This window comes from Candidatus Eremiobacteraceae bacterium, from assembly GCA_036511855.1.
In the GTDB taxonomy this organism is placed as follows: domain Bacteria; phylum Vulcanimicrobiota; class Vulcanimicrobiia; order Eremiobacterales; family Eremiobacteraceae; genus JABCYQ01.
Genome location: DATCBN010000015.1, coordinates 1 through 24,572 on the forward strand (window position 1 = coordinate 1; position 24,572 = coordinate 24,572).

At 64.5% G+C, this 24,572-nt stretch carries 27 protein-coding genes and 1 tRNA gene; 22 read left to right on the forward strand and 6 right to left on the reverse strand.

Features of this window, described 5'->3' with window-relative positions:
* Together VII69_02265 and VII69_02270 are read left to right on the forward strand one after the other, a co-directional pair.
* Window positions 1–1,171: amylo-alpha-1,6-glucosidase (locus VII69_02265; protein ID HEY5093922.1), on the forward strand; the 1,171-nt coding region annotated here is incomplete at its 5' end.
* The gene (locus VII69_02270) at window positions 1,168–2,238 is read left to right on the forward strand and encodes a hypothetical protein (protein HEY5093923.1); all 1,071 of its coding nucleotides are present in this window, start codon (window positions 1,168–1,170) and stop codon (window positions 2,236–2,238) included. The genes VII69_02265 and VII69_02270, both read left to right, overlap by 4 nt.
* 17 nt (window positions 2,239–2,255) lie before the next feature.
* Here VII69_02270 and VII69_02275 read toward each other — a convergent pair whose 3' ends face one another.
* A complete protein-coding gene (locus VII69_02275) occupies window positions 2,256–2,489 on the reverse strand; it encodes a hypothetical protein (protein ID HEY5093924.1) in 234 nt (77 codons plus the stop codon).
* On the opposite strand from VII69_02275, the gene VII69_02280 reads away from it, so the two are divergent.
* The 4 genes from VII69_02280 (at window position 2,481) to VII69_02295 (ending at window position 8,649) form a co-directional block, all read left to right on the forward strand.
* On the forward strand, window positions 2,481–5,990 hold the full coding sequence (locus VII69_02280; GenBank protein HEY5093925.1) for an AAA family ATPase: 3,510 nt from the start codon (window positions 2,481–2,483) through the stop codon (window positions 5,988–5,990). The two genes, VII69_02275 and VII69_02280, sit on opposite strands and share 9 nt — an antisense overlap.
* Before the next feature lie 66 nt (window positions 5,991–6,056).
* Complete coding sequence (locus tag VII69_02285; GenBank protein ID HEY5093926.1) at window positions 6,057–6,989, forward strand: EamA family transporter; 933 nt, start codon at window positions 6,057–6,059, stop codon at window positions 6,987–6,989.
* A gap of 71 nt (window positions 6,990–7,060) precedes the next feature.
* Complete coding sequence (locus VII69_02290) at window positions 7,061–8,062, forward strand: alkaline phosphatase family protein (protein ID HEY5093927.1); 1,002 nt, start codon at window positions 7,061–7,063, stop codon at window positions 8,060–8,062.
* Between the two features lie 128 nt (window positions 8,063–8,190).
* Window positions 8,191–8,649, forward strand: a complete 459-nt coding sequence (locus VII69_02295; GenBank protein HEY5093928.1) for a type II secretion system protein — start codon at window positions 8,191–8,193, stop codon at window positions 8,647–8,649.
* Here the strand turns inward: VII69_02295 and VII69_02300 are convergent.
* From VII69_02300 to VII69_02320, 5 genes are all read right to left on the reverse strand, one after another.
* Window positions 8,646–9,230 (reverse strand): hypothetical protein, encoded by a 585-nt coding sequence (locus VII69_02300; protein ID HEY5093929.1) that lies wholly within the window; start codon window positions 9,228–9,230, stop codon window positions 8,646–8,648. The two genes, VII69_02295 and VII69_02300, sit on opposite strands and share 4 nt — an antisense overlap.
* Window positions 9,223–10,071 (reverse strand): ABC transporter permease subunit, encoded by an 849-nt coding sequence (locus VII69_02305; protein ID HEY5093930.1) that lies wholly within the window; start codon window positions 10,069–10,071, stop codon window positions 9,223–9,225. Before VII69_02305 ends, VII69_02300 begins: the two co-directional genes overlap by 8 nt.
* Window positions 10,049–10,966, reverse strand: a complete 918-nt coding sequence (locus VII69_02310) for an ABC transporter ATP-binding protein (protein HEY5093931.1) — start codon at window positions 10,964–10,966, stop codon at window positions 10,049–10,051. Before VII69_02310 ends, VII69_02305 begins: the two co-directional genes overlap by 23 nt.
* Window positions 10,967–11,037: 71 nt before the next feature.
* On the reverse strand, window positions 11,038–12,189 hold the full coding sequence (locus tag VII69_02315) for a hypothetical protein (protein HEY5093932.1): 1,152 nt from the start codon (window positions 12,187–12,189) through the stop codon (window positions 11,038–11,040).
* Window positions 12,176–12,763: a sigma-70 family RNA polymerase sigma factor gene (locus VII69_02320; protein ID HEY5093933.1), complete on the reverse strand. Its 588-nt coding sequence runs from the start codon at window positions 12,761–12,763 to the stop codon at window positions 12,176–12,178. Before VII69_02320 ends, VII69_02315 begins: the two co-directional genes overlap by 14 nt.
* Window positions 12,764–12,893: 130 nt before the next feature.
* On the opposite strand from VII69_02320, the gene VII69_02325 reads away from it, so the two are divergent.
* The 16 genes from VII69_02325 (at window position 12,894) to rimM (ending at window position 24,477) form a co-directional block, all read left to right on the forward strand.
* Window positions 12,894–12,967: transfer RNA gene (locus VII69_02325), tRNA-Cys, on the forward strand.
* Window positions 12,968–13,015: 48 nt separating this feature from the next.
* Window positions 13,016–15,184, forward strand: a complete 2,169-nt coding sequence (gene recG / locus VII69_02330; protein HEY5093934.1) for an ATP-dependent DNA helicase RecG — start codon at window positions 13,016–13,018, stop codon at window positions 15,182–15,184.
* 37 nt (window positions 15,185–15,221) lie between these two features.
* Window positions 15,222–15,854 (forward strand): 16S rRNA (guanine(966)-N(2))-methyltransferase RsmD, encoded by a 633-nt coding sequence (rsmD, locus tag VII69_02335; protein HEY5093935.1) that lies wholly within the window; start codon window positions 15,222–15,224, stop codon window positions 15,852–15,854.
* Complete coding sequence (coaD, locus tag VII69_02340; protein HEY5093936.1) at window positions 15,851–16,414, forward strand: pantetheine-phosphate adenylyltransferase; 564 nt, start codon at window positions 15,851–15,853, stop codon at window positions 16,412–16,414. Before rsmD ends, coaD begins: the two co-directional genes overlap by 4 nt.
* Window positions 16,411–16,899, forward strand: a complete 489-nt coding sequence (locus VII69_02345) for a hypothetical protein (GenBank protein ID HEY5093937.1) — start codon at window positions 16,411–16,413, stop codon at window positions 16,897–16,899. Before coaD ends, VII69_02345 begins: the two co-directional genes overlap by 4 nt.
* A 9-nt stretch (window positions 16,900–16,908) precedes the next feature.
* Complete coding sequence (locus tag VII69_02350) at window positions 16,909–17,898, forward strand: S16 family serine protease (protein HEY5093938.1); 990 nt, start codon at window positions 16,909–16,911, stop codon at window positions 17,896–17,898.
* Window positions 17,895–18,401: a DUF177 domain-containing protein gene (locus VII69_02355; GenBank protein HEY5093939.1), complete on the forward strand. Its 507-nt coding sequence runs from the start codon at window positions 17,895–17,897 to the stop codon at window positions 18,399–18,401. Before VII69_02350 ends, VII69_02355 begins: the two co-directional genes overlap by 4 nt.
* 184 nt (window positions 18,402–18,585) lie before the next feature.
* The gene (locus VII69_02360) at window positions 18,586–18,732 is read left to right on the forward strand and encodes a hypothetical protein (GenBank protein ID HEY5093940.1); all 147 of its coding nucleotides are present in this window, start codon (window positions 18,586–18,588) and stop codon (window positions 18,730–18,732) included.
* Complete coding sequence (locus tag VII69_02365) at window positions 18,729–19,787, forward strand: beta-ketoacyl-ACP synthase III (protein HEY5093941.1); 1,059 nt, start codon at window positions 18,729–18,731, stop codon at window positions 19,785–19,787. Before VII69_02360 ends, VII69_02365 begins: the two co-directional genes overlap by 4 nt.
* Before the next feature lie 9 nt (window positions 19,788–19,796).
* Window positions 19,797–20,753 carry an ACP S-malonyltransferase gene (fabD, locus tag VII69_02370; protein HEY5093942.1) on the forward strand — a complete coding sequence of 319 codons (957 nt, stop codon included), beginning with the start codon at window positions 19,797–19,799 and terminating at the stop codon, window positions 20,751–20,753.
* Window position 20,754: 1 nt separating this feature from the next.
* The gene (gene fabG, locus VII69_02375; GenBank protein HEY5093943.1) at window positions 20,755–21,510 is read left to right on the forward strand and encodes a 3-oxoacyl-[acyl-carrier-protein] reductase; all 756 of its coding nucleotides are present in this window, start codon (window positions 20,755–20,757) and stop codon (window positions 21,508–21,510) included.
* A 51-nt stretch (window positions 21,511–21,561) separates the two neighbouring features.
* On the forward strand, window positions 21,562–21,801 hold the full coding sequence (locus VII69_02380; GenBank protein HEY5093944.1) for an acyl carrier protein: 240 nt from the start codon (window positions 21,562–21,564) through the stop codon (window positions 21,799–21,801).
* A gap of 48 nt (window positions 21,802–21,849) precedes the next feature.
* A complete protein-coding gene (ffh, locus tag VII69_02385) occupies window positions 21,850–23,160 on the forward strand; it encodes a signal recognition particle protein (GenBank protein ID HEY5093945.1) in 1,311 nt (436 codons plus the stop codon).
* A gap of 66 nt (window positions 23,161–23,226) precedes the next feature.
* Complete coding sequence (rpsP, locus tag VII69_02390; GenBank protein ID HEY5093946.1) at window positions 23,227–23,523, forward strand: 30S ribosomal protein S16; 297 nt, start codon at window positions 23,227–23,229, stop codon at window positions 23,521–23,523.
* A gap of 30 nt (window positions 23,524–23,553) precedes the next feature.
* The gene (locus tag VII69_02395) at window positions 23,554–23,970 is read left to right on the forward strand and encodes a KH domain-containing protein (protein ID HEY5093947.1); all 417 of its coding nucleotides are present in this window, start codon (window positions 23,554–23,556) and stop codon (window positions 23,968–23,970) included.
* Between the two features lie 3 nt (window positions 23,971–23,973).
* Window positions 23,974–24,477: a ribosome maturation factor RimM gene (gene rimM / locus VII69_02400; protein ID HEY5093948.1), complete on the forward strand. Its 504-nt coding sequence runs from the start codon at window positions 23,974–23,976 to the stop codon at window positions 24,475–24,477.
* Window positions 24,478–24,572 lie beyond the last annotated feature (95 nt).

Here is a 24,572-nt window from a genome sequence, read left to right on the forward strand (position 1 = left end):
AGCGGCCGGCGACGCGGCGCCGGCATTCATCGAGCAGCTCGCACTCGCCGCCGATCAATTCGTCGTCCGCCGCGGCATCGCGGCCGACTCCGGATATTCGATCGTGGCGGGCTATCACTGGTTCGGCGAGTGGGGCCGCGACACGATGATCGCACTGCCCGGACTGCTGCTCGCCACCGGCCGCGACGTCGAGGCACGGGCCGTCCTCGTGACGTGGGCGCAGTTCGTAGATGCGGGGATGTTGCCCAATGAATTCCCGGCCGACGGCGCCGCGCCCACGTTCAACTCGGTCGACTCGAGCCTGTGGTTCATCGAAGCTGTGCGCCAGTACGTCCAGCGCACGAGCGATGACCTCACGCTGCGCACGCTGTTCCCCGTGCTGCGAGAGATCGTGGTGAAGTATCGCGAGGGGACGCGCTTTGGGATTCGCGGCGATGCCGCAGACGGGTTGCTCTACGCGGGCGAAGATGGCGTGCAGCTCACGTGGATGGATGCGAAGGTCGGCGATTGGGTCGTCACACCGCGCATCGGCAAGCCCGTCGAGGTCAACGCGCTCTGGTGCAACGCGCTCGTATCCGTGAGCCGGATGGCGGCGCGCATCGGAGAAAACGCGGACACGTATTCCGCCTGGGCCGTGACGGCGCGCCGCGGCTTCTCTCGATTCTGGAATGGCGGCAAGGGCTACTGTCATGACGTGATCGATGGTCCGAACGGCGACGAAAGCGAACTTCGTCCAAATCAGCTCATCGCGGCAGCGCTGACGGAGACGCCGCTTTCGCCTGCGCAAGTGAGGGCGGTCGTCGACGCCTGCGGTCCCCTCGTCGTGCCGCGCGGCATCCGCACGCTCGGGCCTGGCGAGCCAGGCTATCGCGGCACGTATCTCGGGCCTCAAATAGTGCGTGACGCAGCGTATCACCAAGGCACCGCTTGGGCGTGGCTGCTCGGATCGTACGCTCTGGCACACCTGCGTGCGTACGGCGACGCGCGCGCCGCGATGGACCTCCTCGCGCCCCTCGAAGGACATTTGCGCGAGGCGGGCCTCGGCACGGTGAGCGAGATCTTCGACGGCGATGCGCCGAACGAACCGCGCGGCTGCATCGCACAGGCGTGGTCCGTCGGCGAAGCGCTTCGCGCCTATCGCGCGATCCTCAAGCGCGCACAGCGTGCATGAACTTCGCATGCGCGTTATCCAGCGCGCTGGCCGTTTTCGCGCTTCTCGGATCGGCGCCGCAAACCGCGGCGAATATCGCGCAGCGCCACGTCGCGGCGATCGGAGGCCACGATCGCGCGGCAGCGTTGACTTCACTGTCGTACACCGGCGTGTATCGCGAGGGCGACTTCACGCTCGCGGCGTCGCAGACATACATGAGACCGTATTACGAGACCGTCGATCCGCATCTGGATCCGGCGATCAGGGAAGGTGATGACGGCCGGCCTTGGGAGTATTACGCGGAGTACGGCGTCGTGCTGCGCACGTTCGGCGCACCGGGCATGGCCACCACGCATGCGTCGGAATTCGACGACTCGCTCGTGGACGCCGACGCGAAGGGCACGCACATCGCGCTCGCCGGCACGGCAGAGATCCAAGGACGCCCGGCGTTCGACATCCTCGTCACGCTCCGAGACGATTTTGCGAAGCACCTCTACATCGACCAGACGACGTATTTGATCGTCGCGTCGCGCCAGACCGCGAAAGTGCACGCGTTCGGCAGTCGCGTCACCAGTCAAACGTTGTTCGGCGGCTATCGCCGCGTGGCCGGCGTATTGCTGCCGACCACTTCGCGCGAGGTCGATCTGGCAACCGGTAGAGAGCTCAATCGACTGACGTGGACGAACGTCGTCGCGAATCGTCCTATTTCCATATCCGCGTTCTCGCCGCCGAGGTTCACCCGCACGCCGCTCTCCGCGCTGCTCGAAGATCTATACGACCATCGCGATGACGCGCGGTACGACGCGCAGGCGTACGAATCGTTTCGCCGTCGCGCCGCAGGTGTGAACACCGAGTCGGCAATCGAATTCATCGGCTATCAGATATTGAAGACGGGCGTCAGCGCATCGGCCATCGCGCTTCTCTCAAAAAACGCGCGTGAATATCCGCGTTCCGCCGATGCGCAGTTCGGTCTCGGCCGCGCGTATCGAACCGCGGGCCTTTCGCGTTTGGCGGTCGCGGCATTCCGCCAGGCCTTGCGCCTCAAACCAAACGGTGCGCGCGCGCGAGATGCGTTGAAGCAGTCGTAAGCGTACCGACGAGGCGGTCAGTAGCGGCGTTCGCCCTCAGGTCTTGAGATCGCACATGCGATCGTGGCGAGAAGGAGCGTGCCGGCCAGCAATACAGAGATCATAATCCCATCCTTTCGAGGCGGAAGCGCGGCCTCATCATAACCGCTCAGCGTCGCGCCACCGTCCGAGCCAAACCGAGGACCGCGTCGAGCGCGAACAGAACCCATGGCGAGCTTGTGGAGCGGAAGGGTATTGGGCCCGTGCAGCATGCTGCCGGCGATCCGAGTCGTCTAAGAATCCATCTCTTCGGGCGGCCCCGTTTTGTGGCGGACGGACAGCCGTACAAGTTCCGTGGGCCGGCCAAGGCGCTCAATTTCTTGGCCTATTTGCTCCTGCATCGGGGCACCCACGTCACCCGCGAATCTTTGGCCTTCACGTTGTTTCCCGACGACGCCGAAGAGATCGCGCGCGCGAATCTGCGGCGGCTGCTCTACGTCACGCAGAATGCGCTTCCCGTCATCGATCAGATGCGCTGGATCGAAGCGCACGACGAGACCGTCGCGTGGAATGACGGCGCACCGGCCTGGCTCGACGTCGCGGAGTTCGAGCGCCTTGCGGCGTCGCACGATGACGCGGCGGCAGCAGTGGAACTGCACACCGGCGAATTGCTGGACGGGCTCTACGACGACTGGCTCTTCCCATTTCGCGAACGATACCGGCAGAATTACGTCAGCGCTCTCTATCGGTTGGTCCTCGAAGCGCGGCGCTCGCGAGACTTCCGTCTAGCCGTCTCGTACGCGAACCGTTTGCTCGCCGATGATCCGTTCCGCGAGGATGTCGTCCGTCAGCTTCTTTCCGCGCTGTACGAATCGGGCGACCGCGCCGGTGCACTGTCGGCTTTCGATGCGTTCGGCGAACGGCTTCGCAAAGAACTTCAAGTAGAACCGATGCCGGAGACGGTAACGCTGCGCGACCGGATTTGGCGCGGCGGAACGGCCGATGAGCAGACCGCTGAGATTTCCGAGGGGCCGCTCGAGCGAATGCCGGCCATGGGCGGCATGATGGTCGGTCGCGACGCCGAAATCGAACAGCTTCAAGAATACTGGAGCAGGTCGGCGCAAGGCCGCGGCCGTCTGGTCTTCGTCGCCGGTGAAGCCGGCATCGGCAAGTCGAGGCTCGTGAGCGAGCTTGCGCTCGTTGCCGAAGCTCAAGGGGCGCGCGTGCTGTGGGGCGCCACAACGTCGCCGGAAAATGCCCCGTTTCAGGCGTTGGCGGATGCGCTGCGTTCGGCATTGCCGCTCATCTCGGCCGTCGAACTCGATCCCGTGCGCCTCGCAGCCATCGCGCGCATCGTGCCCGACATCCGGGCGCACCGGCCGGACTTGCCCGAACTCGATGCGCTGGAACCCGAAGCCGACCTCCTGCGGCTCTTCGACGCATTGGCTTCGCTGATCGGAGCGCTCGCACGGCCGCGGCCCTTGCTCTTGATCTTGGAAGACGGGCATTGGGCCGGACGAACTTCTGCGTCGGCGCTTGAGTACATCGCGCGCGCATGCAGCGGCACCGCATCGCTGATCGTCTGCACGTTCCGGACCGAGGATGCTGGAACGGCCCATCCGCTGCGGGCGGTGCGCAAGCGGCTGCAGCAGGATCGGCTATCGGGCTATGTCGCGGTCGGCCGGCTGACGGAAGCGGACGTGAGGACGCTCGTGTGTGCGCGCGCGTCGATCGCTCCGCGCGCAGACGAGATCGTCGCGAAGCTCCATGCCCGCAGCGCGGGGAATCCGCTTTTCCTTGTGGAGGCGATGCGGGATCTCGGTGATGAGTCCGAGCCTACACCACCGTCGGAGAACGGCGTTCGCGATTTGATCAATGGGCGCTGCGAACGGCTGTCCGCCGATGGGCGCGTGTTGGCTGAGATGTGCGCGACCATCGGCGACGCCTTCGACGTCGACGTGCTTCGCGAAGTCAGCGGATGGGATGAAGACGTGCTGTTGGACGGTCTCGGCGAGCTGCAGGATCGGACACTGATCCGAGAAGGGGGCGGGCGAAGCCGCTACGACTACGTGTTCACCCACAGCTTGGTGCGCGAAGCCATCTACGCGAGGAGCGATCCGGAATCCACGAGACGCCGCCACCGGCGCATTGCGCGCGTTCTCGAAATCGCGCATGCGCCCCGGCTTGCCGACGTCGCCGGAGAGATCGCGCGGCATCACGACCGGGGCGGCAGCCGGGAGAGAGCGGCTGCGCTTTACCGGACCGCCGCCACCGCCGCATTTGAAGTCGCAGCGCTCGACGAGGCTCTTTCGTTTGCCGAAAGCGGCCTGTCGGTGGTGGACGATGCAGGCCTTCGCTTCGAGCTATTGAGCATCGTCGATGACGTGCACGCTCGCCGCGCCGAACATCGCAAGCGCAGCGCCGGCATCGACGAGCTGACCGCGTTGGCGCAAACGTTCGCCGACCCCGCGCGGCTCTTCGACGGCCTGGAACGGCGCTTCCATCACGCCCTCGCGACGGAAGACCGCGCGACGGCCCGCGCGACGCTTGATGAATTACGCACCGCAGCCGCCGGGGAACGCGCGCCGAGCACGAGTGAAATCCGAGTACTGCTGTGCGCCGCCGAACTTGAAGCCGCGGGCGGAAACTACGAATCATCGCGCGAGCTGGCCCATCGCGCGTTATTGCTCTCAGAAAACATCGACGACAAGGCGCTCCAATTGACGTGCGTGTCGCGAATCGTCGAAGCGGCCGCCCAGCAAGACAGCTTGCAGGAGCTTCGCGCGATATTGGACCGCTTCAATGCGCTCTCAGCCGGCGCGAAGCCGTCGGCTCTGGTCGGAGTGACGGCCGCGGCGGCGAACGCGGCACACGCGCTCCTGGCCTATCGCGACTGTAAGGCGCTGCAGGAGAAACGGTTGAACGCCGCGCGCGCGATCGGCGATAGGATGGGCGAGGCGGCGGCCCTGCGCGGCCTTGGGGCCGCGGCGAACGAGCTCTTCGAGATCGAGCAGGCCCGCGAATTCTACCGCCAAGCGAACGAACTATACCGCCAGCTTGGCTGTCGCCGGGAACAAGCGGTCCTCGCGCACGATCAGGCCCTGCTCGACCTCAAGACGGGAAAGCTCACGCAAGCGATGGCGGAATTCGCGGATCTTGAGAAGACTTTCGCGGCTCTGGGATTCGCGCGCGGCGAGGGGTATGCGGCGATGAATCTCAGCGCGACCGCCACCTTCGTCGGCAGGGCCGACATCGCGGCCTCAGCCGCGCGACGATGTCTCGCGATCGCGGATCGGGAGAAACTTTCCGCCATCCGCTGCTCGGCGCTCACCAATCTCGGGGTTGCCGAACGGATTCGCGGCGATTTCGACAAGGCCGTGGACCATTTAGAGGAAGCGTGCCGGCTCGCCCGCGCGCTCGGCCTCGAGAAAGAAGTCCTCGATATTCTCGCCGAACTTGCGGCAGCGCGCCTGAAGAAGGGCGACCGCGATGGCGCGCTGGAAGCGGCGCGCGAAGTGGCGGCAAACCGGAGCCGGATAGACTCGGAGTTCCGGTTTCCCGAAACCGCGCTCTTCCACACCGCCCAAGTCCTCACGGCATGCGGCGAAGCGGGCGGGCTCGAATTGCTCGCGGCCGCGCACGATGAAGTCGAGCGCAGATCGGCCTCGTTTCGCGACCTGGATTCACGGCGGGGCTACACCTCCATACCATTTGTCGCTGAGATCAAAGCCGCGTATGCGGAATCCAAATCGGAGTCGATCGTCCACCGCTAGATAATACAATCGGCCTGCCGCGCAAATCCAAAACGGGCTTTGAGGCATCGAGCCGAATCGTCGCCCATGACGAAAGCGGACACATCCCAGTTGATGATCTGGACGGCCATGATCATCGTCTATGTTGTGTGGGGTTCGACCTATTTAGCGATCAGGATCGCGGTCGAATCGATGCCTCCGCTGCTGATGGCCGGTGTCCGGTTCCTCATCGCGGGCAGCATCTTATTCGTGTGGCGCAAAGTGGCGCTCGGACGGACGGCGCCCCGGCTCACCGCTCGCCATTGGCAATCGGCTGCACTCATCGGCGCAGGACTCATGCTCGGCGGCAACGGCGGCGTCGCGGTCGCCGAGCGGACCATCCCATCGGGCATCACAGCGCTCGTCGCCGCCACCGTGCCGTTGTGGATAGCGCTCCTCGATCGCGTTTGGTTCAAGCACGCGCTGCCGGTCCAACGGATCGCCGGACTTGTGATCGGATTCGGAGCCGTCGCGCTCCTCGTGGGAAGACCCGATGCTGGTGCGATGAATATTTTCGGCGCTGTGACCGCCGTGTTCGCCGCCGTCGCGTGGGCCGCGGGCTCGCTTTACGCGCGCAGCGCGGAATTGCCCGACGACCCATCGACGGCGATCGGCATGGAGATGCTCGCGGGCGGCATCTTGCTCATCATCGCGGCGTTGGCAGGCGGCGAATTTGGCGACCCGGTGCTGCTGCACCCGACCGCGGCCTCCTGGTGGGCGTTCTGGTATCTTGTGGTCTTCGGGGCCCTCGTGGGATTCAGCGCGTATCTGTGGCTGCTGCGCGTCGCGCCGATCGCGCGCGTGTCCACGTACGCGTACGTCAATCCGTTGGTCGCGGTCGCACTGGGCTGGTTGATCTTGCGCGAACCCATCGGGCCGCATACCATCGCGGCGGGCGCTGCCATTTTGATCGCGGTCGCGCTCATCATCTGGGAGCCGAACACAAAACGAGCCGGGGACTTTGATTTAACCGGCGGATAACTATGGCTTAATCGAACGGGTCTATGCTAGGTGCGTACCACTACGGTTCACTTCCGAAAGGATCCGTTAGTATGAAGGCTCATTTTGCCGCAATCGCCGCTGCGGCAGCGGCGGCTTGCTGTCTCTCGATGTCGCAGACCGCATCGGCGGCCGTGCGGCCGCTCGACCGCGTGTTCATCATCTTTATGGAAAATCAGGGATTCGACAACGTCGTCGGCCATCTCGACGCCAACAACAATCCGGACACCCCGTTCATCACGCACCTTGCGGAGCGATACGGCCTCGCGACGCTCGAATTCGGCGTCACCCATCCAAGCCTGCCGAACTACGTCTCTTTGATCTCAGGCGACTACTACGGAATCCAAGACGACAACCCGTCTTGCTATGCCAAACCCACGCCTCAGCCGCCGTGCGACAAGATCGACGCGACGAACATCGTCGACGAGCTCGAAGGAGCCGGCATATCGTGGACGGCGTTCGAGCAGACCATGCCGACGCCCGGTTATCTCGGCGTGCAGTTCCCGAAGACCGGCGCACCGCTGTACGCGCAAAAGCACAACCCGTTCGTCTATTTCAGGGATATCGCCAATAACCCGGCCCGGCTTGCGAAGATCGTGCCGCTCCCGAACATGGACGCACTCTTGCAAGCGCTCGCGGGCGGGAGAACGGCGCCGCGTTACGTCCTGATCGTGCCGGACCAATGCCACGACATGCACGGCCAAACGCCGTGTTCGGATCCCGACCGTCTCCTGGTCCAGGGCGATATCTACGTGAAGAATCTGATCCATACCATCAACAATTCGCCTGCATACACGAAGAACTCGGCGATATTTTTGACCTGGGACGAAAACGACTTCTCGTCGTTCCTCGGATGCTGCGACTCGCCGGCGATCGGCGGCGGCCACATCGCGACCATCGTCATCACGCAGCGCACGACCAAACCAATACAGACCGCGACGTTCTACAATCACTACTCGATCCTGTCGACGATTGAACAGTCGTTCGGCTTGGGGCTCCTCGGGCATACCAAAGACACCGCCAACGTCGTTCCCCTCACCGATCTGCTGCCATAGACATCAGACAGCCAAACCCGCTCCCGTATCGCCATCTGGACCCGTTGGTCCAGATGGCGGTGTAACAGCCGTCACACTAGCACGGTCGTACTCTGGCAAGGCCAAGACTTGGCTAAAAGAGGTCGACCATGCTCCGAACGGGTCGCGCGTTCACGCTCATCGAGTTGATGATCGTCATCGGGATCATCGCCGTCCTCGCGGCTATCCTCATCCCGAATTTCCTGCATGCGCGAGCCGAGTCCGTGTCCGCGGCGTGCGAAGCCAACGAGAAGCAGATAGCCACCGCTCTCGAAGAATACGCGGTCGACAACAGCGGACAATATCCGGGCGCAGGGACGATCGACGTCGCGATGTTCGGCGGGCCGGGCAATGCTTATCTGGGTGAGACGCCCACCGATCCCGCCGACCGGCTGGACTACGCTCTCGTGGAACCCGGCTTTGGCGCGTGCTTAAACTCCGAAGCGTACAAGATAAAAGACAACAACGACCACGATTCGACGACGCTCACCGGCCTCAACGGCTATGTGCCCGGCGTCTCGGGCGTGCGGTATTGTCAGAGCTCAGGTCTTCACGCATCCACCGACTAAGACGACGCGGCAGAACGCCTCCGCCAGATCGCGAACATGCCGACTGCGAGCAGTTCGAGCGCGCTCAAGCCGCTGCTGATCCACAGGTCAACCGCGCTGTTTTGAGCAGCCGACGACGGATTCGCGTCGGTGGGAACCGTGCGGGTTCCGTCGCCGACAAGGACCGCGCGGCCGCGAAAGGTCTGGATCAAGACGCGATCGCCTGCTTGGGCTGAATTCCACAAGGCGGCCGCCGCATCGCCATCGAGCGTTGCGAGATATTCGGCGCCGGCATCCGTGCGCAACCCGAGCACGTAACGCGTGAGCCCGGCGACGCCCTGCGATATTGTATCCTTCTCCGTCACCATCGCGCCGGCGACGGCGCAGGGCGCACCGTTGCGCAAGGGATCGGGGATCGGCCGCAGCGGCTGCGGCAACCCGTGCGCCGCCGTTCCCGAACAGCCCGCGCTCGAGACATACGCGGTCGCCGCTGCGGCGAGCGGCGGACGAGCCAGCGCGAAAACGAAAAACGTGACCGGCGCGATCAGCAGGGCCGCCGCCACTGCGACACCGAGAGCGACGAGCAGGACGGATCTAGACATCGCGCCGCTCGAACGACGTCACGGCCGTGACCAGCATGACGACGATCCAGGCCGCCGTCCATATGAGATACGCTTGCGTGGGCGGCGAGGTGACCGTGATCGGGTCGAATCTGAGCTGTGTGCTCGCAGCCGCCAACGCCACCGGTTCGAGGCTGTAGCTCGCGCCGCGCCACATGCCGCCGGACGGAATGATCAGACTGATGATCGTGCACGCGGTGCGGATCGCATCATTATTGTAGGCGGCAGCCAGTCCGTCGGCGACCTGACCGATCCACGAGATGCCGTAGAGAGCGACGGCGACGATTCCGACGGCGATCGGCGAAAAGCGCGTGCTTCCCGCAAGCGCGAGGGCGAGCAGGACGAGCGCGCCCGCGGAAAGATAGAGCATCGCTTGGACCGGATGCGGCGGCATGTAGCCGGTGTAGAAATTCACGACGGCGAATTCGAGCGATCCCGTCAAGAAGACGAAGCTGACGGTGACGACGGCAACGCCCAAAAACTTTCCGAGCACGACGTCGCGCCGCCGGATGGGCCGTGGCAGGATGGCGAGCGCGACGCCGCCTTCGATCTCGTTCGCGATCGCCGGCGCGGCCAGAAACGCAGCGCCGATCGCAAGCACCATGCCGAACATGTGCGCGAGCAGGATGACTTGCATCGAATTTGCCAAGGCCTCGTCGCCGCGCGTGATCGTCGCTGCATGCGCGAGCGCATAGAGATGCAGCTTGTGAAAGGCCCAGCCGGTCAGCGCGATGCAGCCGGCCGTCAGCACGGCCACGGCGGCGATCACGCGGCGCCGCACGAGTTCTGCAACGGCGAGACTAGCGATGATCAGGATCGGCATCGTCGGGCTCTTGCAATAATGCGAGAAAGCGGTCTTCGAGCGTTTGCGATTCGGGCACGACCGACCGTATGCGTGCGCCGGCGGCCACAAGCGCCGCAACGACATCCGGTATGCGTCCGGCCTCGACGCCGCCGATCACGATCTCTGTTCCGCCGGCGCGCTCGACGATGCCGAATCCCGACGCCGCGGCGGATTGCGCGTCGGATGCGGCCTCGACACCGATGCGCACGCGGCGCGAACCGCCGATGAGTTCGGCCAGCGTTCCAAGCGAGACGACGCGGCCGCGATCGACCACCGCGACGCGATCGCAGACCAGCTCGACTTCACTGAGCATGTGCGAATTGAGAAAGACGGTCGCGCCGCGCGCCTTGAGCGAACGGAGCACCTCGCGCACGTCGCGCCGGCCGACCGGATCAAGCGCGGAGGTCGGTTCGTCGAGAAAGACGACATCGGGCTCCGCGACGAGCGCCACCGCGAGGCCGAGGCGCTGCTGCATTCCTTTCGAATACGTGCCGACCCGGTCGTCGCGGCGAGCGGTGAGGCCGGCCAGCTCGAGCGACGCGTCGATGGCGCCGGAGCGACGGACGCGCGGCAACCCGGCGAGCGCGCAATGCAATGCCAGCACTTCACGCGCCGTCAGCCAGTCCTGATAGCGGAAAAGCTCCGGAAGATAACCGATGCGGCGGCGCATCTCGAGGTCGGACGGCGGCGCGCCCAACACGCGCGCCTCACCGGAGGTCGGCCGCGCGAGGCCGAGCAGCAGCTTGACCGCCGTCGTCTTGCCGGCGCCGTTCGGCCCCAGAAAGCCGAATATCTCGCCGCGCGGCACGGACATGCTCAAGCCAGCGAGTGCCGTCACCGGGCCGTATCGTTTCGTCAGGACGTCGGTTCGCACCGCGGCCGGCCGCCGCTGATCCGCAGCCGGACCGCGTAGATCCGTCGGCTCGCGAGCCTCGGGCGCAGTGCTCAGCGCAAGCTCTCCGCGATGTTGAGGATGTCGCGTTGGCGCAGTTTCCCCGCCACCGCGAAGATGGTCCCGCCGCGCTGCCACACGACAACGCCGCCGACTCCGGTGTTGTCACCGATGCCGAGCCCGGCCACGCCGTGGACGGTCACCGGTTGACCAAATGCGCGATCGATCGGGATGAGCACGGGCATGGTGGTTTCCGGATCCCCGATCGCCCGGATCTCTGCCGCGAGCGCCGGCGAGATGCCGGGCTGGCGTAAGAGATAGTCCTCGATCTGAGCGACCGTCGCGCCGGTGGATTTCACCGTCGGAAGCGGAGCCTGTACGATGATGAGCGGCGGCAGGTCGCCGCTATCGGCATTGCGCGCGCTCTGATGCCCGCGCGCGTCCTCGCCATGCGACGCAGATCGAACCGGCGGAAGGGTCGCACCGAACGCGATGATCACCGCGGGCCGCGTTGCAACTTCCAGCACCGCGCCGTCGAGCGAACGCGGCATAGCCAAGGCTATGCGCGACTGAGGCGGTGTGTTCGCCCACGCCTTTGCCGCGCTGAACGTGAATGCGGTATCGGAGCCGGAGGTGACGGCGTATCGCGCCGCGTGCGGCAGTTCTGCGGGAAGCCAGTGCGGCACTTCAACCGGAAAGCGGGCAAGCGCGGAAGCCTGCGAGGGGCCGGTCACTTCGCGCATATGCGGCGTGGTGCGCGCCACGACCGTGCCGAAGCTTCGCAAATCGGGCAACGTTCCAAGATCGGCGCGCGAGACCGGAACCGCGACAAACTGCTGCGGCTGGAAGATGGTGAGGAAACTTTGGGCGAGCGTACCGGCGGGAGTGAAGCCGAAGATGCCGGCGATCAGCGCGGCGGCAGCAGCCGACGCGAGCCATGGACCGTACGCGATCCGCCGCCGCACCTTACCTGTCCGCGCGCGCAACGCAGACCATGCCCTCGTCAAATCATCCGGCGCCGCCGCTTGTGACGAGTCGGAACCGGCCGCGCCCAAAACGCCGGCGGCAAACGCGGCGTCGGCACGGATCGCGTCCAGACGCGCGCCGCACGCGGGGCAAGATTCCAGGTGTGCGCGTTGCGCGTCGTCGAGTGCGTCGGGTTCGTCGCAAAAACGCCGGAGCGCGCCGTCGTCAGGATGGATCATAGTCGAACTCCTTTTTCAGTGCGGCTTCGGCGCGTCGGAGCATGGTGCCGACCTGGCCGGAATCGACGCCGAGCGCGTTCGCCACTTCGGCGTACGACAGGCCGGCGTATCGTAACGCCAGCACGGTCGCATACCTTGGATTGATGCGGCCGAGCGCGCGGCGGACGGCGATGCGCCGCTCAACGGATTCGATGGTTTCCAAAGGATTGTCGTGGCGGGCGATCGCACGAGCGTCCGCTGCGTCGTCGAACTCCCGCCGTTCACGCCGCCTGCGCCCGCGGAGAGCGTTCAGGGCGGTATGGGCGGCGGCCGTGTACAGCCACTTCGCAGCGAAGGGCGAATCCGGAGCGTGCAAGCGATGAAACGAAACGAAGACTTCTTGGGCGACGTCTTCGGCTGCGTGCGTGTCCGATAAGATCCGGCGCGCGATGCGTGCGACGTTGCTGTATTCCGCGCGGAAGAGCCGCTCGAACGCGTTGTCGCTCGATTCCGATGTCGATGTGGTCAGCGCGATACGTGCCGCAAATGCCAAAGACGCCTCCGCGATCTCGTGCCCGTCCGAAACGGATAGCACCGGACGCCGGCAGAATGTGGCAAGTGACTACTTTGCATGGCAAAGTTACTCCTGCTCGGGCGTGCGGGAGGTGGGTGACGGGGGTCGCCGGAAATTCGGGTTCCGGTCGATCCAAACCGAATACCCATCGGGCGACATAGCCAAGTGGTAAGGCAGGGCTCTGCAAAAGCCCGATCCCCAGTTCGACTCTGGGTGTCGCCTCCATCGAATATCGCCGGGGCCGCCACTTGACCCCGGTCTGCGATCCTCATAGTGCATCAAGCAACGGAGTTCATGGCGCGCGCGACGACACAAGACCGGCAGGCATCCGGCTCGCCGCTCGTCCAGCCGCTTCGCGAGCTGGCCGGCATAACGCCGGCGACGGCGGCTCTTTTCGAACGCATGGGAGTCGTGACCGTCGACGACCTCATCCGTCACTATCCCTACCGGTACGACGATTTGCGTGAGGTGACGGCCATCGCCGGCCTGCGCAGCCTCGGTCCGGATCAAGTCGGCGAGCAGAATGTCTGCGGCGTCATCCGGCAGTCCAAGCACGTGCGTCTTCGCGGGCGCGTCCGGTCGAAGACGAGCGCCGTGATCGACGACGGCACCGGACTTCTCGAAGCGACGTGGTTCGGACGCCCATATCTTGGCGCGCAGCTCAAAGCCGGCATGAAGATATTCGTCCGCGGTCGCGTCGAGGCGACGCTGACGGGAGCGCGCATGGCGGTCGTACAGCATCGCGTCGTTCACGCCGAAGAAGCATTCGCGGGCGAGCTCGTCCCCGTTTATCCACAGACCGCCGGTTTGCGCAACTCTGTCATCCGGCGGTTGGTGACAAGAGAGTTAGCGCGCGTTCTCGCCGACCCGCTCGCGGCGGACGAATTGGACCCGCTGCCTGCGCGCGTGAATGCCGCGCACAAGTTCAAGGACGCGCGCTTTGCTCTGCGCGCCATCCACGCACCGTCGTCTCCGGAAGAGGCCGCGGAAGCGCGCCGGAGGCTGGTCTTCGAAGAGTTCTTCCTGCTCGCAGCGCAAGCGGCGCTGCGGCGAGCGGCGCGCGCGAGCGAACGATCGCCGGATTTCGCCGCCGCGATGACGCCCAAAAAGCTGTCGCGGCTTGCGGCCGACCTCGACGCGTTTTTTCCATTCGCGTTGACGTCCGCGCAGCGGCGGTGCATCGCCGAACTGACGGAAGATATGTTGCGGCCGGCGCCTATGAATCGGTTGCTCCAAGGTGATGTCGGATCGGGCAAGACAGCGGTGGCCGCCGCCGCGATTTTGCTTGCGGCGCGCGCGGGTTTTCAATCGGCGTTCATGGCCCCGACGGAGATCCTCGCGCTGCAGCACTTCCACAAGCTCAGCGCGCCGCTGCGGGCGGCAGGCGTCGAGAGCGCGCTGCTCGTCGGCGGCTTGAAGAAACACACTCGAGACGATCTTCTCGCACGGTTGCGCGGGCGGGAGATCGACCTCGTCGTCGGCACGCATGCGCTCTTGACCGATGACGTGGAATTCGGCGCGCTCGGACTCACCGTCATCGACGAGCAGCACCGCTTCGGCGTGCTGCAGCGCGCGGAATTGCGCTCGAAGGCCCGTGGCTACACGCCGCACACGCTGATCATGACGGCGACTCCGATCCCGCGCACGCTCGCGCAGTCGCTCTACGCCGACCTTGACTTGAGCGTTGTCGACGAGCTGCCGCCAGGACGCACCGCGGTGAAGACCTACGTCCGCGAAGCGGCGGACACGACGAAGATATTCGACTTTGTGAGAAAGCAAGTGGCGCTCGGCCGGCAGGCGTACATCGTCTGCCCGGCGATCGACGACTCGGAACGAGCGCTGCATTCGGCCGTCGAACAAGCCGAGTCGCTGCGCAACGGCGATCTCAAGGGCTTGCGGGTCGCGCTCTTGCACGGCAAGATGACCGGCAAGCAGAAAGACGAGATCATGCGCTTGCTCGGCGACGGATTCATCCAGGTGCTCATCTCGACGACGGTGGTGGAAGTCGGCGTCGATGTGCCGAACGCTTCGGTGATGGTGGTCCTCGACGCCGACTACTACGGGTTGGCCCAGCTCCATCAACTGCGCGGGCGGGTCGGCCGCGGCGCCGCCAAATCGTATTGCATACTTGTGGCGTCCGAACGCGGCGAATCCGACTCGGCCCGGCTTGGCATTCTCGCGGCGACGAACGACGGCTTCGCCATCGCCGAAGAAGACTATCGCCTGCGCGGGAGCGGGGATGTCGCCGGCACCAGGCAACACGGCGCGCAAGAGTTCCGGCTTGCCAACCTTATCAGGGATCTGCCGGTCTTCGAACAAGCGAAGAAGGAGGCGGACGCTCTCGTGGCAGCCGATGCCGGCCTGGAAAAGCCAGAAAACGCAGGGCTCAAACGCGTCATCGACAGTCGCGAACGAACCCGCGGCCTGCGCTTCACGTCGTAAAATGAACCCGGCGCCGGGCCGTCCAACTAAGGTCTCCATGCGTTTATCAGGCGGCGCCAAAGCGCGCCGGCCACTGCTCGCGCCGAAGGGCGTGCGGACGCGGCCGACGTCGGCGAAAGTTCGTGAAGCGCTCTTCGCGGTTTTGGGCAAGCGGATCGAAGAGGCGCGCGTGCTCGACCTCTTCGCCGGATCCGGCGCGCTCGGCCTTGAGGCGATGTCGCGCGGAGCGGGTTCCGTGGTCTTCGTCGACAACGACGCGGACGCGGTCATGGCAGTGCGGCGCAACGCCGTCCGCGTCATCGAAGAGAAAGATCGCTTCCGCATCATGCCGATGCTCGCCATACGCGCTCTGCGGGTGCTTCGCGGCACGTTCGACATCGTCTTAGTCGACCCGCCGTACGATCGCGGAGCGCGCGAAGAACTCGCCACGCTCATGCAACGCGGTCTGGTCGCGACCGACGGCGTCGTCGTCGTCGAACACCGCACGGGCGAGGACGCGCCGCTGCCTGAATCGCTTAAGGTGCTCAAGTCGGCGAAATACGGCGACACCACGCTGACCTTCGCCGCCGTGCGGCCGGCGCGCGAATCATTGCCGGAGGATCGCGCGGCGGAAAGCGTGCTCGCCACGAAATCGCGCCAACCCGCGCGCCGCGAGAAGAGCCGCCGTTGAAACCCGTACTAGGGCAAGCCGTACTAGGGCAAGCAACGCTTGCCCAACCGGACGCCCAGCCGGACGCCCAACCCGGTGGCCTCGTCGTCTACCCCGGCAGCTTCGACCCGATGACAAACGGCCATCTCGACGTCGCGCGCCGGGCGGCCCGGAATTTCTCGCGATTGGTGGTCGCCGTCGTCTCCAACCCGAACAAACGCCCGATGTTCGCGCTAGCCGAACGTGTGGAAATGCTGCGCGAGGCCTGCGCCGACCTCGCTAACGTCGAAGTCGACGCCTTCGACGGCTTGCTTGTGGAGTACGTCAGGCGCCGGGGCGCGAGCTTGATCGTAAAGGGTCTGCGGATCGTCGCGGATTTCGAGGGCGAATTCACCATGGCGCTCCTCAATCGCAAATTGGCAGGTCACGTCGACACGATGTTTCTGCCGGCCAGCGTCGAATATGCCTATGTGTCGTCGTCGAGTGTCCGCGAGATCTTCGCGCTGGGCGGCGATGTCTCGGAATTCGTGCCGCCATCGGTGCTGCGCGCCATGGCCCGTCTGCGGGGGAAGGTCTCATGAGCGTTTATCGCGTGATCGACAAGATGGAAGCCGGCGTCAAAGGCGGCGTTTGGCTGCCGTTCGGCTATCGCGTCATCGGGTGCGATCAGATGCTAGACCTTATCGAGAAACTGCGATCGAGTCTACCCGAAGAGGTCAGCACTGCCAAAGCCGTCACCAAAGAGAAAGACCGGCTGCTCTCACAGGCGAAAGAAGATGCGGATAAGATCCGCGCCGACGCCACGTTCGAGAAGACAAAGGCGCTCTCCGACGCGGAGCTCGTCCGCCAAGCTCAGTCAAGTGCGGACGCCATCGTCGCAGAAGCCGAGACGCGCGCGCGCGAGATCAGGCGTGGCGCCGATGAATACGCCGATCAGCTTCTCGCCGGGCTCGATGCCACGTTGAGCAATGCACGCGGCGCGGTCCAGAAGGGGCGTCAGACGTTGGCCGATGGCCTGACAAGCGCGGCCAACGGGCGCGTTCGCACAAGAGAGCGCCAAGAATAAGAGGGACGCTTGTCCGGCACCACAACGTTTCGGAACTACTTCCGGACGCTCGTTCTCATCGTGTTGACGCTTGCGGTCGCGTTTGTCGGCTGGTACCCCATTCCGTTCTTCATCTACGGTCCGGGCGACGCCGTGAATCTCAATACCGCGATCGTCGTGCCGAAGAAGACGCCACCGTCCGGCGCGCTCTTCCTCACCGACATCAAGCTTTGGCCCGGCCGTCCGGCGTTTTACGCGATAGCGAAGATGTTCCCGGGATATGAGATCGTGCCTCGCGAGCAGCTCGTTCCGAAGAACGTCACCGACAAACAGCTGAATGTGCAGCTCGTCGACGCGATGACCGAAAGTCAATTGAACGCGCAAGTCGTAGCCGAACGTGCGGCCGGGCTTCCGGTCAAAGTATCCATCGCGTACATCGTCAGGGGCACCAAACAGAATTCGCCCGGGGCACGATGCTTCAAATCGGGCGACGCGATCGTCGCGGTGGACGGCAAACGATTCGGCGCCGACGAGGATCTCGTGCGCATGGCGTCCTCCCACCCGCCCGGCACAAGATTCGCGCTCACGGTCGAGCGCGGCACGAAGAGCATCGCCGTCGCATGCTCTACGTACATGTACCAGAAAAAGGCGAGATTCGGCATCTTGATCCAAGCGCAGACGCGCGCGTTCCGCCTGCCCGTGCCGATCACATACAAATTGCCCGACATCAACGGCTCGTCGGCCGGGCTCATGTTCGCGCTGCAGATATACCGCACGCTCACCGGCGCAGACATCACGCGCGGCCGGAACATCGCCGGCACCGGCGTGCTGGCGGCCGATGGCAGCGTGTCTCCGATAGCCGGCACGCGCGAAAAGATCGAAGCGGCGATCCGCGCCCATGCCGCGGTGTTCCTCGTTCCCGCCGACAACTATAGCGAAGTCGCGGGCACGAAAGGAATCGAAGTCATTCCAGTGCACTCGTTCAGCGAAGCGTTGCGCGCCCTTACGGCAAAGCGATGAAGCTACCCGTCACCCGGCTCTTCGGTTCCGATCCCGAGCCGATCGATGTCAATTGCGTCGTCGCGCCTGCAGGCGGCCTCGAAGATCGCTATCCGGACGGCGTCACGTTGCGGGCCGAGATCCGCCACATCTCGCACGGCGTCTTCATCGAGGGAACGATAAGCGGACGAGAGAGCGAGACGTGCGCACGCTGCCTCGAACCCTTTTCCCGCAATGTCGACGTGGCGGTGGCAGAAGCGTATAGCGAAGACGTTCCCGAACGCGACGCACTCATCTCCGATGTCGCTCCCCTCGTGAACCGGGAGATAGACGTCGACGAACTCGTCAGTCAGCTCTTGGAAGTGGACGAGCCGATCGCCGCCGTCTGCGACCCCCGCTGCCGGGGCATCTGCCCCATCTGCGGCGGCAACCGAAACGTCCTGTCGTGCGCGTGCTCGGAAGCTACCATAGACCCACGGCTGGCAGGCCTGGCCCGTCTCCTAGAAGAACGCGGGACGGACTGATTTAATCATCTCAATTACTGTAATAGGGCAAGCACCGCTTGCCCAAAACCGGATGCGGGCAAGCGTAGCTTGCCCTAATACACGATAGGAAGCCAATAATGGCCAACCCAAAGCAACGACGAAGCAAGTCGAATACGCGTTCGCGGCGCGCCAACTGGAAGACCACCGCGCCGACCATGTCCACATGCCCGCAGTGCAAGCAACCGCGCCGGCCGCATTTCGCGTGCGCCAATTGCGGTTTCTACGACGGACGGCAAGCGATCGCGCAGAAGGACGCGGCTCCGGCCGCATCGAGTTCGAAGACGGCGCAGGGCTGATCACCGCGCGATGAACGGGTACGGTGTGACCATTGCCGGCATCGGACGATACGCTCCGGCCGGCATTCTGAGCAACGCCGATCTCGAAAAGCTGGTCGACACCAACGACGAATGGATCTTACAGCGAACGGGCATGAAGCGCCGCCATATCGCTGCGCCCGAGCAAGCCACATCCGATCTCGCCTACCCCGCGGCGCTCGCCGCATTGGACGCGGCCGGGCGTTCGCCGCGCGACATCGGGTGCGTCATCGTCGCGACCGCTACGCCGGACTACTTGTTTCCCGCCACCGCGTGCCTCGTGGCGACGCGACTCGGGATCCCCGGCACGCCGGCATTCGACATATCGATCGCCTGCTCCGGATTCATCTACGGCCTGACCACCGCCGCATCGCTCATCCGCTCCGGCGTGTTCAAATCGATTTTGCTGATCGGCGCCGAAACGTTGTCGAAGATCGTCGATTATACGGATCGTTCGACGTGCGTCTTATTCGGCGACGGCGCCGGCGCAGCGCTGCTCGAGCGCGCTGACGAAGACTGTTTCCTCGGCGCCGATCTCGGCGCGGACGGAGCGGATCCCACGGTGCTGTATCTGCCGGGCGGCGGGAGCCGGCTGCCGTTCAACACCAATGGCAAAGCGGACCGGAGCGCGGGCTTCGTGCAGATGCAAGGTCAAGCGGTGTTCAAGTTCGCGGTCAACATGATGGCGCAAGCGTCGCGCAACGCCCTAAATCGCGCGGGCCTCACGCCGCACGACGTCGACTTCCTGGTGCCGCACCAGGCGAACTCCCGGATCATCGACGCCACTGTGAAAATGCTCAAACTGCCGCCCGAGAAGTGCATCACGAACATCCAAGAATACGGCAACACATCATCGGCGTCGATACCTCTCGCGCTGTGCGACGCGGTTCTCAACGGCCAGATAAAGGACGGAAATGTCGTGGTCTTCGCAGCGTTCGGCGGCGGGCTTTCGTGGGGCGCCGTGGCCTGGCGCTGGCGCGGCGCGCGCGTGGGCGCACTTCCGCCAGAGTTCGTCGCGGCCGACCGGCCCGCGCACTTCGCGATAGCGTAAGCGTCGATCGTGCCCACGCTCGGCGTCGTCTTTCCAGGTCAGGGGTCGCAAGCGGCGCAGATGGGCGCGGACGTCGCGCGGCAATTTCCGGCATCGCGCGACTGTTTTGAGCGCGCATCGGCGGCCGTCGGCTACGACATGCTCGCCTTGGTCTCAAACGGCAGCGACGACCAGCTTCGCGAAACGCGCGTCAGCCAGCCGGCGATATTCACCGCGAATCTCGCCATCTACCGAGCCGTCGAATCGCTCGGCTTCACACCGGTGGTGTCCGCTGGGCATTCTTTCGGCGAGTATTGCTCGCTCACCATCGCCGGGTCTTTGACGTTCGACGACGCGGTGCGGCTCGTGAACGAACGTGGCTTGGCGATGGGCGCCGCAGCGGATCTCGCGGCCGGGTCGATGGCGGCGATCATCGGCTTCGATAGAGAAAAGGTGGAAGCCGTGTGCGCGCAAGCCAGAGCGGCGAGCGGTGCGCGGGTCGACGTCGCAAATCTCAACGCGCCGCTGCAGATCGTCGTTTCCGGCGACGTCGCCGGCGTCAACGCCGTATGCGAGTTGGCAAAGACGGCCGGCGCGAAGCGAGTCGTCATCCTCAATGTCTCGGGCGCGTGGCACAGCGCGCTCATGGAGCCGGCCGTCGAACGATTTGCGATCCACGTCGAAGCCGCCCACGTTTCAGTGCCGGCCTTCGACGTGATCAGCAACGTCGACGTCGCGCCATACCGCTCGATCGATGACATCAAGCGCTGCCTCGTCGCAAGTCTCTGTTCGCGCGTGCGATGGCACGAGACGGCGATCGCGTTGGCCGCGAAAAAGCCCGACTTCATCATCGAGTGCGGCGCGGCGCCCGTGCTCACGCCGATGTTGAAACGGCTGCCCGGCGCCATCGCGGATCGGATCCTTCACGTGGGCGATGCGGCTGGGGTCGCTGCTTTCTCCGCGGCGGCAGAAAAGCTGCCCGCCTGATATGCACGAGACGGGCGTCTTGAATGGCAAGATCGCGGTCGTGACGGGGGCCGGCACCGGAATCGGCAGGGCGATCGCGCGAACGTTTGCGAACGAAGGCGCCACGCTGCTGCTCAACGGCCGCAGGCGTGAGCCGCTCGAAGCCGTCCGCAAGGAAATTGAGGAAGCCGGAGGCACGGCCCACATCCATCAAGGCGACGTCTCTTCGCAGGCGGACGCGCAGGCGCTGGTGGACGCCGCGAAGACGACCCTCGGCCGTCTCGACGTGCTCGTCAACAACGCCGGCAAATCCTACGACGCGTTGATCTTGCGCATGAAATGGGATGCGTTGGACGAGGCGCTCGCGGTCAATCTGAAGAGCGTTTTTTACCTGTGTTCAGCGGCGGGAAAGGTCATGCTGGCGCAGAAAAGCGGCGCCATCGTCAACGTATCGTCGGTGGTCGCATTGGGCGGCAATGCGGGTCAAAGCGCGTATGTCGCGGCGAAGGCCGGGGTGCTGGGCCTGACGAAATCGCTGGCGCAGGAATTCGGCTCCCGCGGCATCCGCGTCAACGCGATCGCGCCAGGCTTTATCGAAACCGACATGACGTCGGTTTTGCCCGAAGCGGTCCAAACGACGTACAGGTCTCGCATACCGCTCGGGCGGTTTGGCGCGGCTGAGGAAGTCGCACGTACGGCACTGTTTCTGGCAAGCGATAGTGCGTCGTACATCACGGGACAAACGCTCGCGGTGGACGGCGGGCTGACCATGCGGTAAGAAAAAGGCCCACTAACACACTCACCATCACCTGGAGGCTGAAAACGCCCGATGTCCGTATTCGACAAAGTAAAAAAATGCATCGTCGAGCAGCTCGGCGTGGACGAAGAAGAAGTCGTCATGGATGCGTCGATCACCGACGATCTCGGCGCCGATTCGCTCGACCAGGTCGAACTCGTCATGGCGCTCGAGACCGAATTCAATCTCGATATCCCAGACGAGGCCGCCGAAAAGATCAAGACCGTCGGTGATGCCGTGCGCTTCATCGAAGAGGCCGGCGAAAAAGCTTGATCTCCGCGCGCGGCCCCGCCACCTTTCCGCACCCGCGCTGATCCCGATATGCTGCAAGGGCTCTCCGATCGCCTCGGGGCGATCTTTCAACGGCTGCGTTCACGCGGAAAGCTGACCGAAAGCGACGTCTCGGAAGTGCTCCGGGAGGTCCGCATCGCGTTGCTCGAAGCCGACGTCAACCTCAAAGTCGTCAAGGATTTCATCGCTTCGATCCGCGAGCGGGCGATCGGCGCCGAAGTTCTGGAATCGCTGACGCCGGCGCAAGCCGTCGTCAAGATCGTGCACGACGGCCTGGTCGAGATGATGGGCGGGCAGATGGCGCCGATGCGGATGCAGCCGACCGGCTCCACCGTCGTCATGCTCGTCGGATTGCAAGGGAGCGGCAAAACGACGCAGGCGGCTAAGCTGGCCTTGTATTTCAAAGATCAGGGCCGGCGTCCGCTGCTCGTCGCGTGCGATGTCTACAGGCCGGCAGCGATCACGCAACTGCAGGTGCTTGGCGCTCAGATCGACGTTCCCGTCTTCACCGCCGCCGAACCGCACCCGGTCGCGATCGCAAAACGCGCCCTTGAGGAAGCGCGCCGCGTGGGCAACGGCGTCGTCCTACTGGATACCGCCGGCCGGTTGCAGATCGACGACGCGCTCATGCGCGAGTTGGAGGAGATCCGCGACACCGTACATCCGAGCGAAACGCTCCTCGTCGTCGACTCGATGACCGGTCAAGAAGCGGTCAACGTCGCGGTCGAATTCGACCGCCGTCTCGCGATCACGGGCACCGTGCTCACCAAAATGGACGGCGACAGCCGGGGCGGCGCGGCTCTGTCGATACGCGCCGTGACCGGCAAACCGGTGAAATTCATCGGGACGGGTGAGAAGGTGACGGCGCTCGAGCCATTCCACCCAGACCGGCTCGTGTCGCGCATCCTCGGCATGGGCGACGTGCTCACGCTTATCGAGAAAAGCCAAGCCGTCTACGACGAAACCAAAGCGAAGGAGCTCGCTCAGAAGTTCCGCCGCCAAACCTTCACGCTGCAAGATTTCCTCGACCAGCTCCGCACGGTGAAGAAGATGGGTTCGCTTGGAGATATCGCCAAGATGATCCCCGGACTCGGTAAGCTTGTATCCGCAAATCCCATCGCGGACACGCAGGTCTCGCGTACGGAAGCGATCATTTGCTCGATGACGACGCTGGAGCGCGCCGATCCCAAGATCCTCAACGCGAGCCGGCGCCGGCGCATCGCAAAGGGATGCGGCCTCTCGGTGCAAGATGTCAATCAGTTGATCAAACAGTTCGACGCATCCAAACAGATGATGAAACAGTTCGGCCGAATGCGCCGCCCGCCCGGAATGGCCAATTAGGCGCTTCTCACCAGTCGTGGTACGCGCAGCCTCGCTGCACGCCACAGAAACGAAAGGAATCTCACCTTGTCAGTCCGCATCCGCCTCCGCCGCACGGGCCAGAAAAAACAGCCGTCGTACCGCCTCGTCGTAGCAGACGAACGTTCGCCGCGCGACGGGCGATTTCTGGAGATCGTCGGTCACTACAATCCGCGCAGAGATCCTATCGAGCTCGTTCTCGATGAAGAGAAGATAAAGAAGTGGCTCGGTACGGGAGCTCAGCCTTCCGACACGGTGGCACGGCTTCTCGCCGACAAGGGATTGTACGAGAAGAGCAAAGTGCGCGTGCGTAAGGCGCGCGCGAAACGCGACAAGAAGGCTTAGTACTCCGCACTACCTGAAAGGCGCAGTGTCATGCCCGACCGCCCGAAAGACCTCATTGACTACGACGATGACGAGCCTGCACCCGTCGGGCCGCCTCCCGGTTTGGATGTCGACGATGACGACGATTTCGCGCCGCCGGCGATCGGCGTCGATGACGATGAGGCTGAACCGGCCGGCGACGACGACGCGGGAAATATCCGCGACGGCATCGGACGGGCCGCCGCCGTATTGAAATTCATCGTCGAGCGTATCGTCGACGAACCGGATCAGATCGCGATCGCGGCCACGGAAGACGATCGCGGCCCCGTGCTGCTGCTGCGAGTCGCCGAAGACGACCGCGGGAAGATCATCGGCCGCCAAGGCCGCATCGTGCATGCGATCCGCACGATCGTCAAGGCAGCGTCGGTGGGCTCGGGCGAGAAAGTCAACGTCGAGATCCTCGACTAAACCGTGCCGCCAGACGATTCGCTCGTATCGCTCGGACGGATCGCCGGCGCTTTCGGCCTTCGCGGCGAAGTGAAAGTGCAGACGAATGACCCAGCCGACTTCGCCGCCGGACTGCGTCTCGTGGCGCGCGCGCCCGGCGGCACCGAGCGCGAGATGCTGATCGAGGCGGCGCGCATACACAAAGGCGACGCGCTCTTACGCTTCCCCGGCGTTTCCGATGCTACCGCAGCGGACGCTCTCCGCGGCGTCGTGGTCCTCGCGCGCCGGGAATATCTCAGGCCGCTGCCGCCGGACACCTATCGCGACGCAGATCTCATCGGATTGACCGTGGTGGACGCGCGCCTCGGCGAACTCGGACTTGTGGAATCGGTGCGCCACTATCCCGGAGCGGACATGCTTGTCGTAGGCTCGGCGCTCATCCCGATGCTCAATGCTTTCGACGTTCGGATCGACCTCGCCGCAAAACGAATCGCCGTAACGCTACCTGCGGGCTTCGAAGAACTGTAATAGGTCCCGTTCCGTAGGGGAATCTCGTACGAGGGCAAGCATCGCTTGCCCCGTTTTTGTTTCAACGCACGTACTAGGGCAAGCATCGCTTGCCC

What these genes read in the sequence shown, in the direction of transcription:
- VII69_02270 (HEY5093923.1), top strand. Translation starts at nt 1,168, where the DNA reads ATGAACTTCGCATGCGCGTTATCCAGCGCGCTGGCCGTTTTCGCGCTT.
- VII69_02275 (HEY5093924.1), bottom strand. Translation starts at nt 2,489, where the DNA reads ATGCTGCACGGGCCCAATACCCTTCCGCTCCACAAGCTCGCCATGGGT.
- VII69_02285 (HEY5093926.1), top strand. Translation starts at nt 6,057, where the DNA reads ATGACGAAAGCGGACACATCCCAGTTGATGATCTGGACGGCCATGATC.
- VII69_02290 (HEY5093927.1), top strand. Translation starts at nt 7,061, where the DNA reads ATGAAGGCTCATTTTGCCGCAATCGCCGCTGCGGCAGCGGCGGCTTGC.
- VII69_02295 (HEY5093928.1), top strand. Translation starts at nt 8,191, where the DNA reads ATGCTCCGAACGGGTCGCGCGTTCACGCTCATCGAGTTGATGATCGTC.
- VII69_02300 (HEY5093929.1), bottom strand. Translation starts at nt 9,230, where the DNA reads ATGTCTAGATCCGTCCTGCTCGTCGCTCTCGGTGTCGCAGTGGCGGCG.
- VII69_02305 (HEY5093930.1), bottom strand. Translation starts at nt 10,071, where the DNA reads ATGCCGATCCTGATCATCGCTAGTCTCGCCGTTGCAGAACTCGTGCGG.
- VII69_02315 (HEY5093932.1), bottom strand. Translation starts at nt 12,189, where the DNA reads ATGATCCATCCTGACGACGGCGCGCTCCGGCGTTTTTGCGACGAACCC.
- rsmD (HEY5093935.1), top strand. Translation starts at nt 15,222, where the DNA reads ATGCGTTTATCAGGCGGCGCCAAAGCGCGCCGGCCACTGCTCGCGCCG.
- VII69_02345 (HEY5093937.1), top strand. Translation starts at nt 16,411, where the DNA reads ATGAGCGTTTATCGCGTGATCGACAAGATGGAAGCCGGCGTCAAAGGC.
- VII69_02355 (HEY5093939.1), top strand. Translation starts at nt 17,895, where the DNA reads ATGAAGCTACCCGTCACCCGGCTCTTCGGTTCCGATCCCGAGCCGATC.
- VII69_02360 (HEY5093940.1), top strand. Translation starts at nt 18,586, where the DNA reads ATGCCCGCAGTGCAAGCAACCGCGCCGGCCGCATTTCGCGTGCGCCAA.
- VII69_02365 (HEY5093941.1), top strand. Translation starts at nt 18,729, where the DNA reads ATGAACGGGTACGGTGTGACCATTGCCGGCATCGGACGATACGCTCCG.
- fabG (HEY5093943.1), top strand. Translation starts at nt 20,755, where the DNA reads ATGCACGAGACGGGCGTCTTGAATGGCAAGATCGCGGTCGTGACGGGG.
- VII69_02380 (HEY5093944.1), top strand. Translation starts at nt 21,562, where the DNA reads ATGTCCGTATTCGACAAAGTAAAAAAATGCATCGTCGAGCAGCTCGGC.
- ffh (HEY5093945.1), top strand. Translation starts at nt 21,850, where the DNA reads ATGCTGCAAGGGCTCTCCGATCGCCTCGGGGCGATCTTTCAACGGCTG.
- VII69_02395 (HEY5093947.1), top strand. Translation starts at nt 23,554, where the DNA reads ATGCCCGACCGCCCGAAAGACCTCATTGACTACGACGATGACGAGCCT.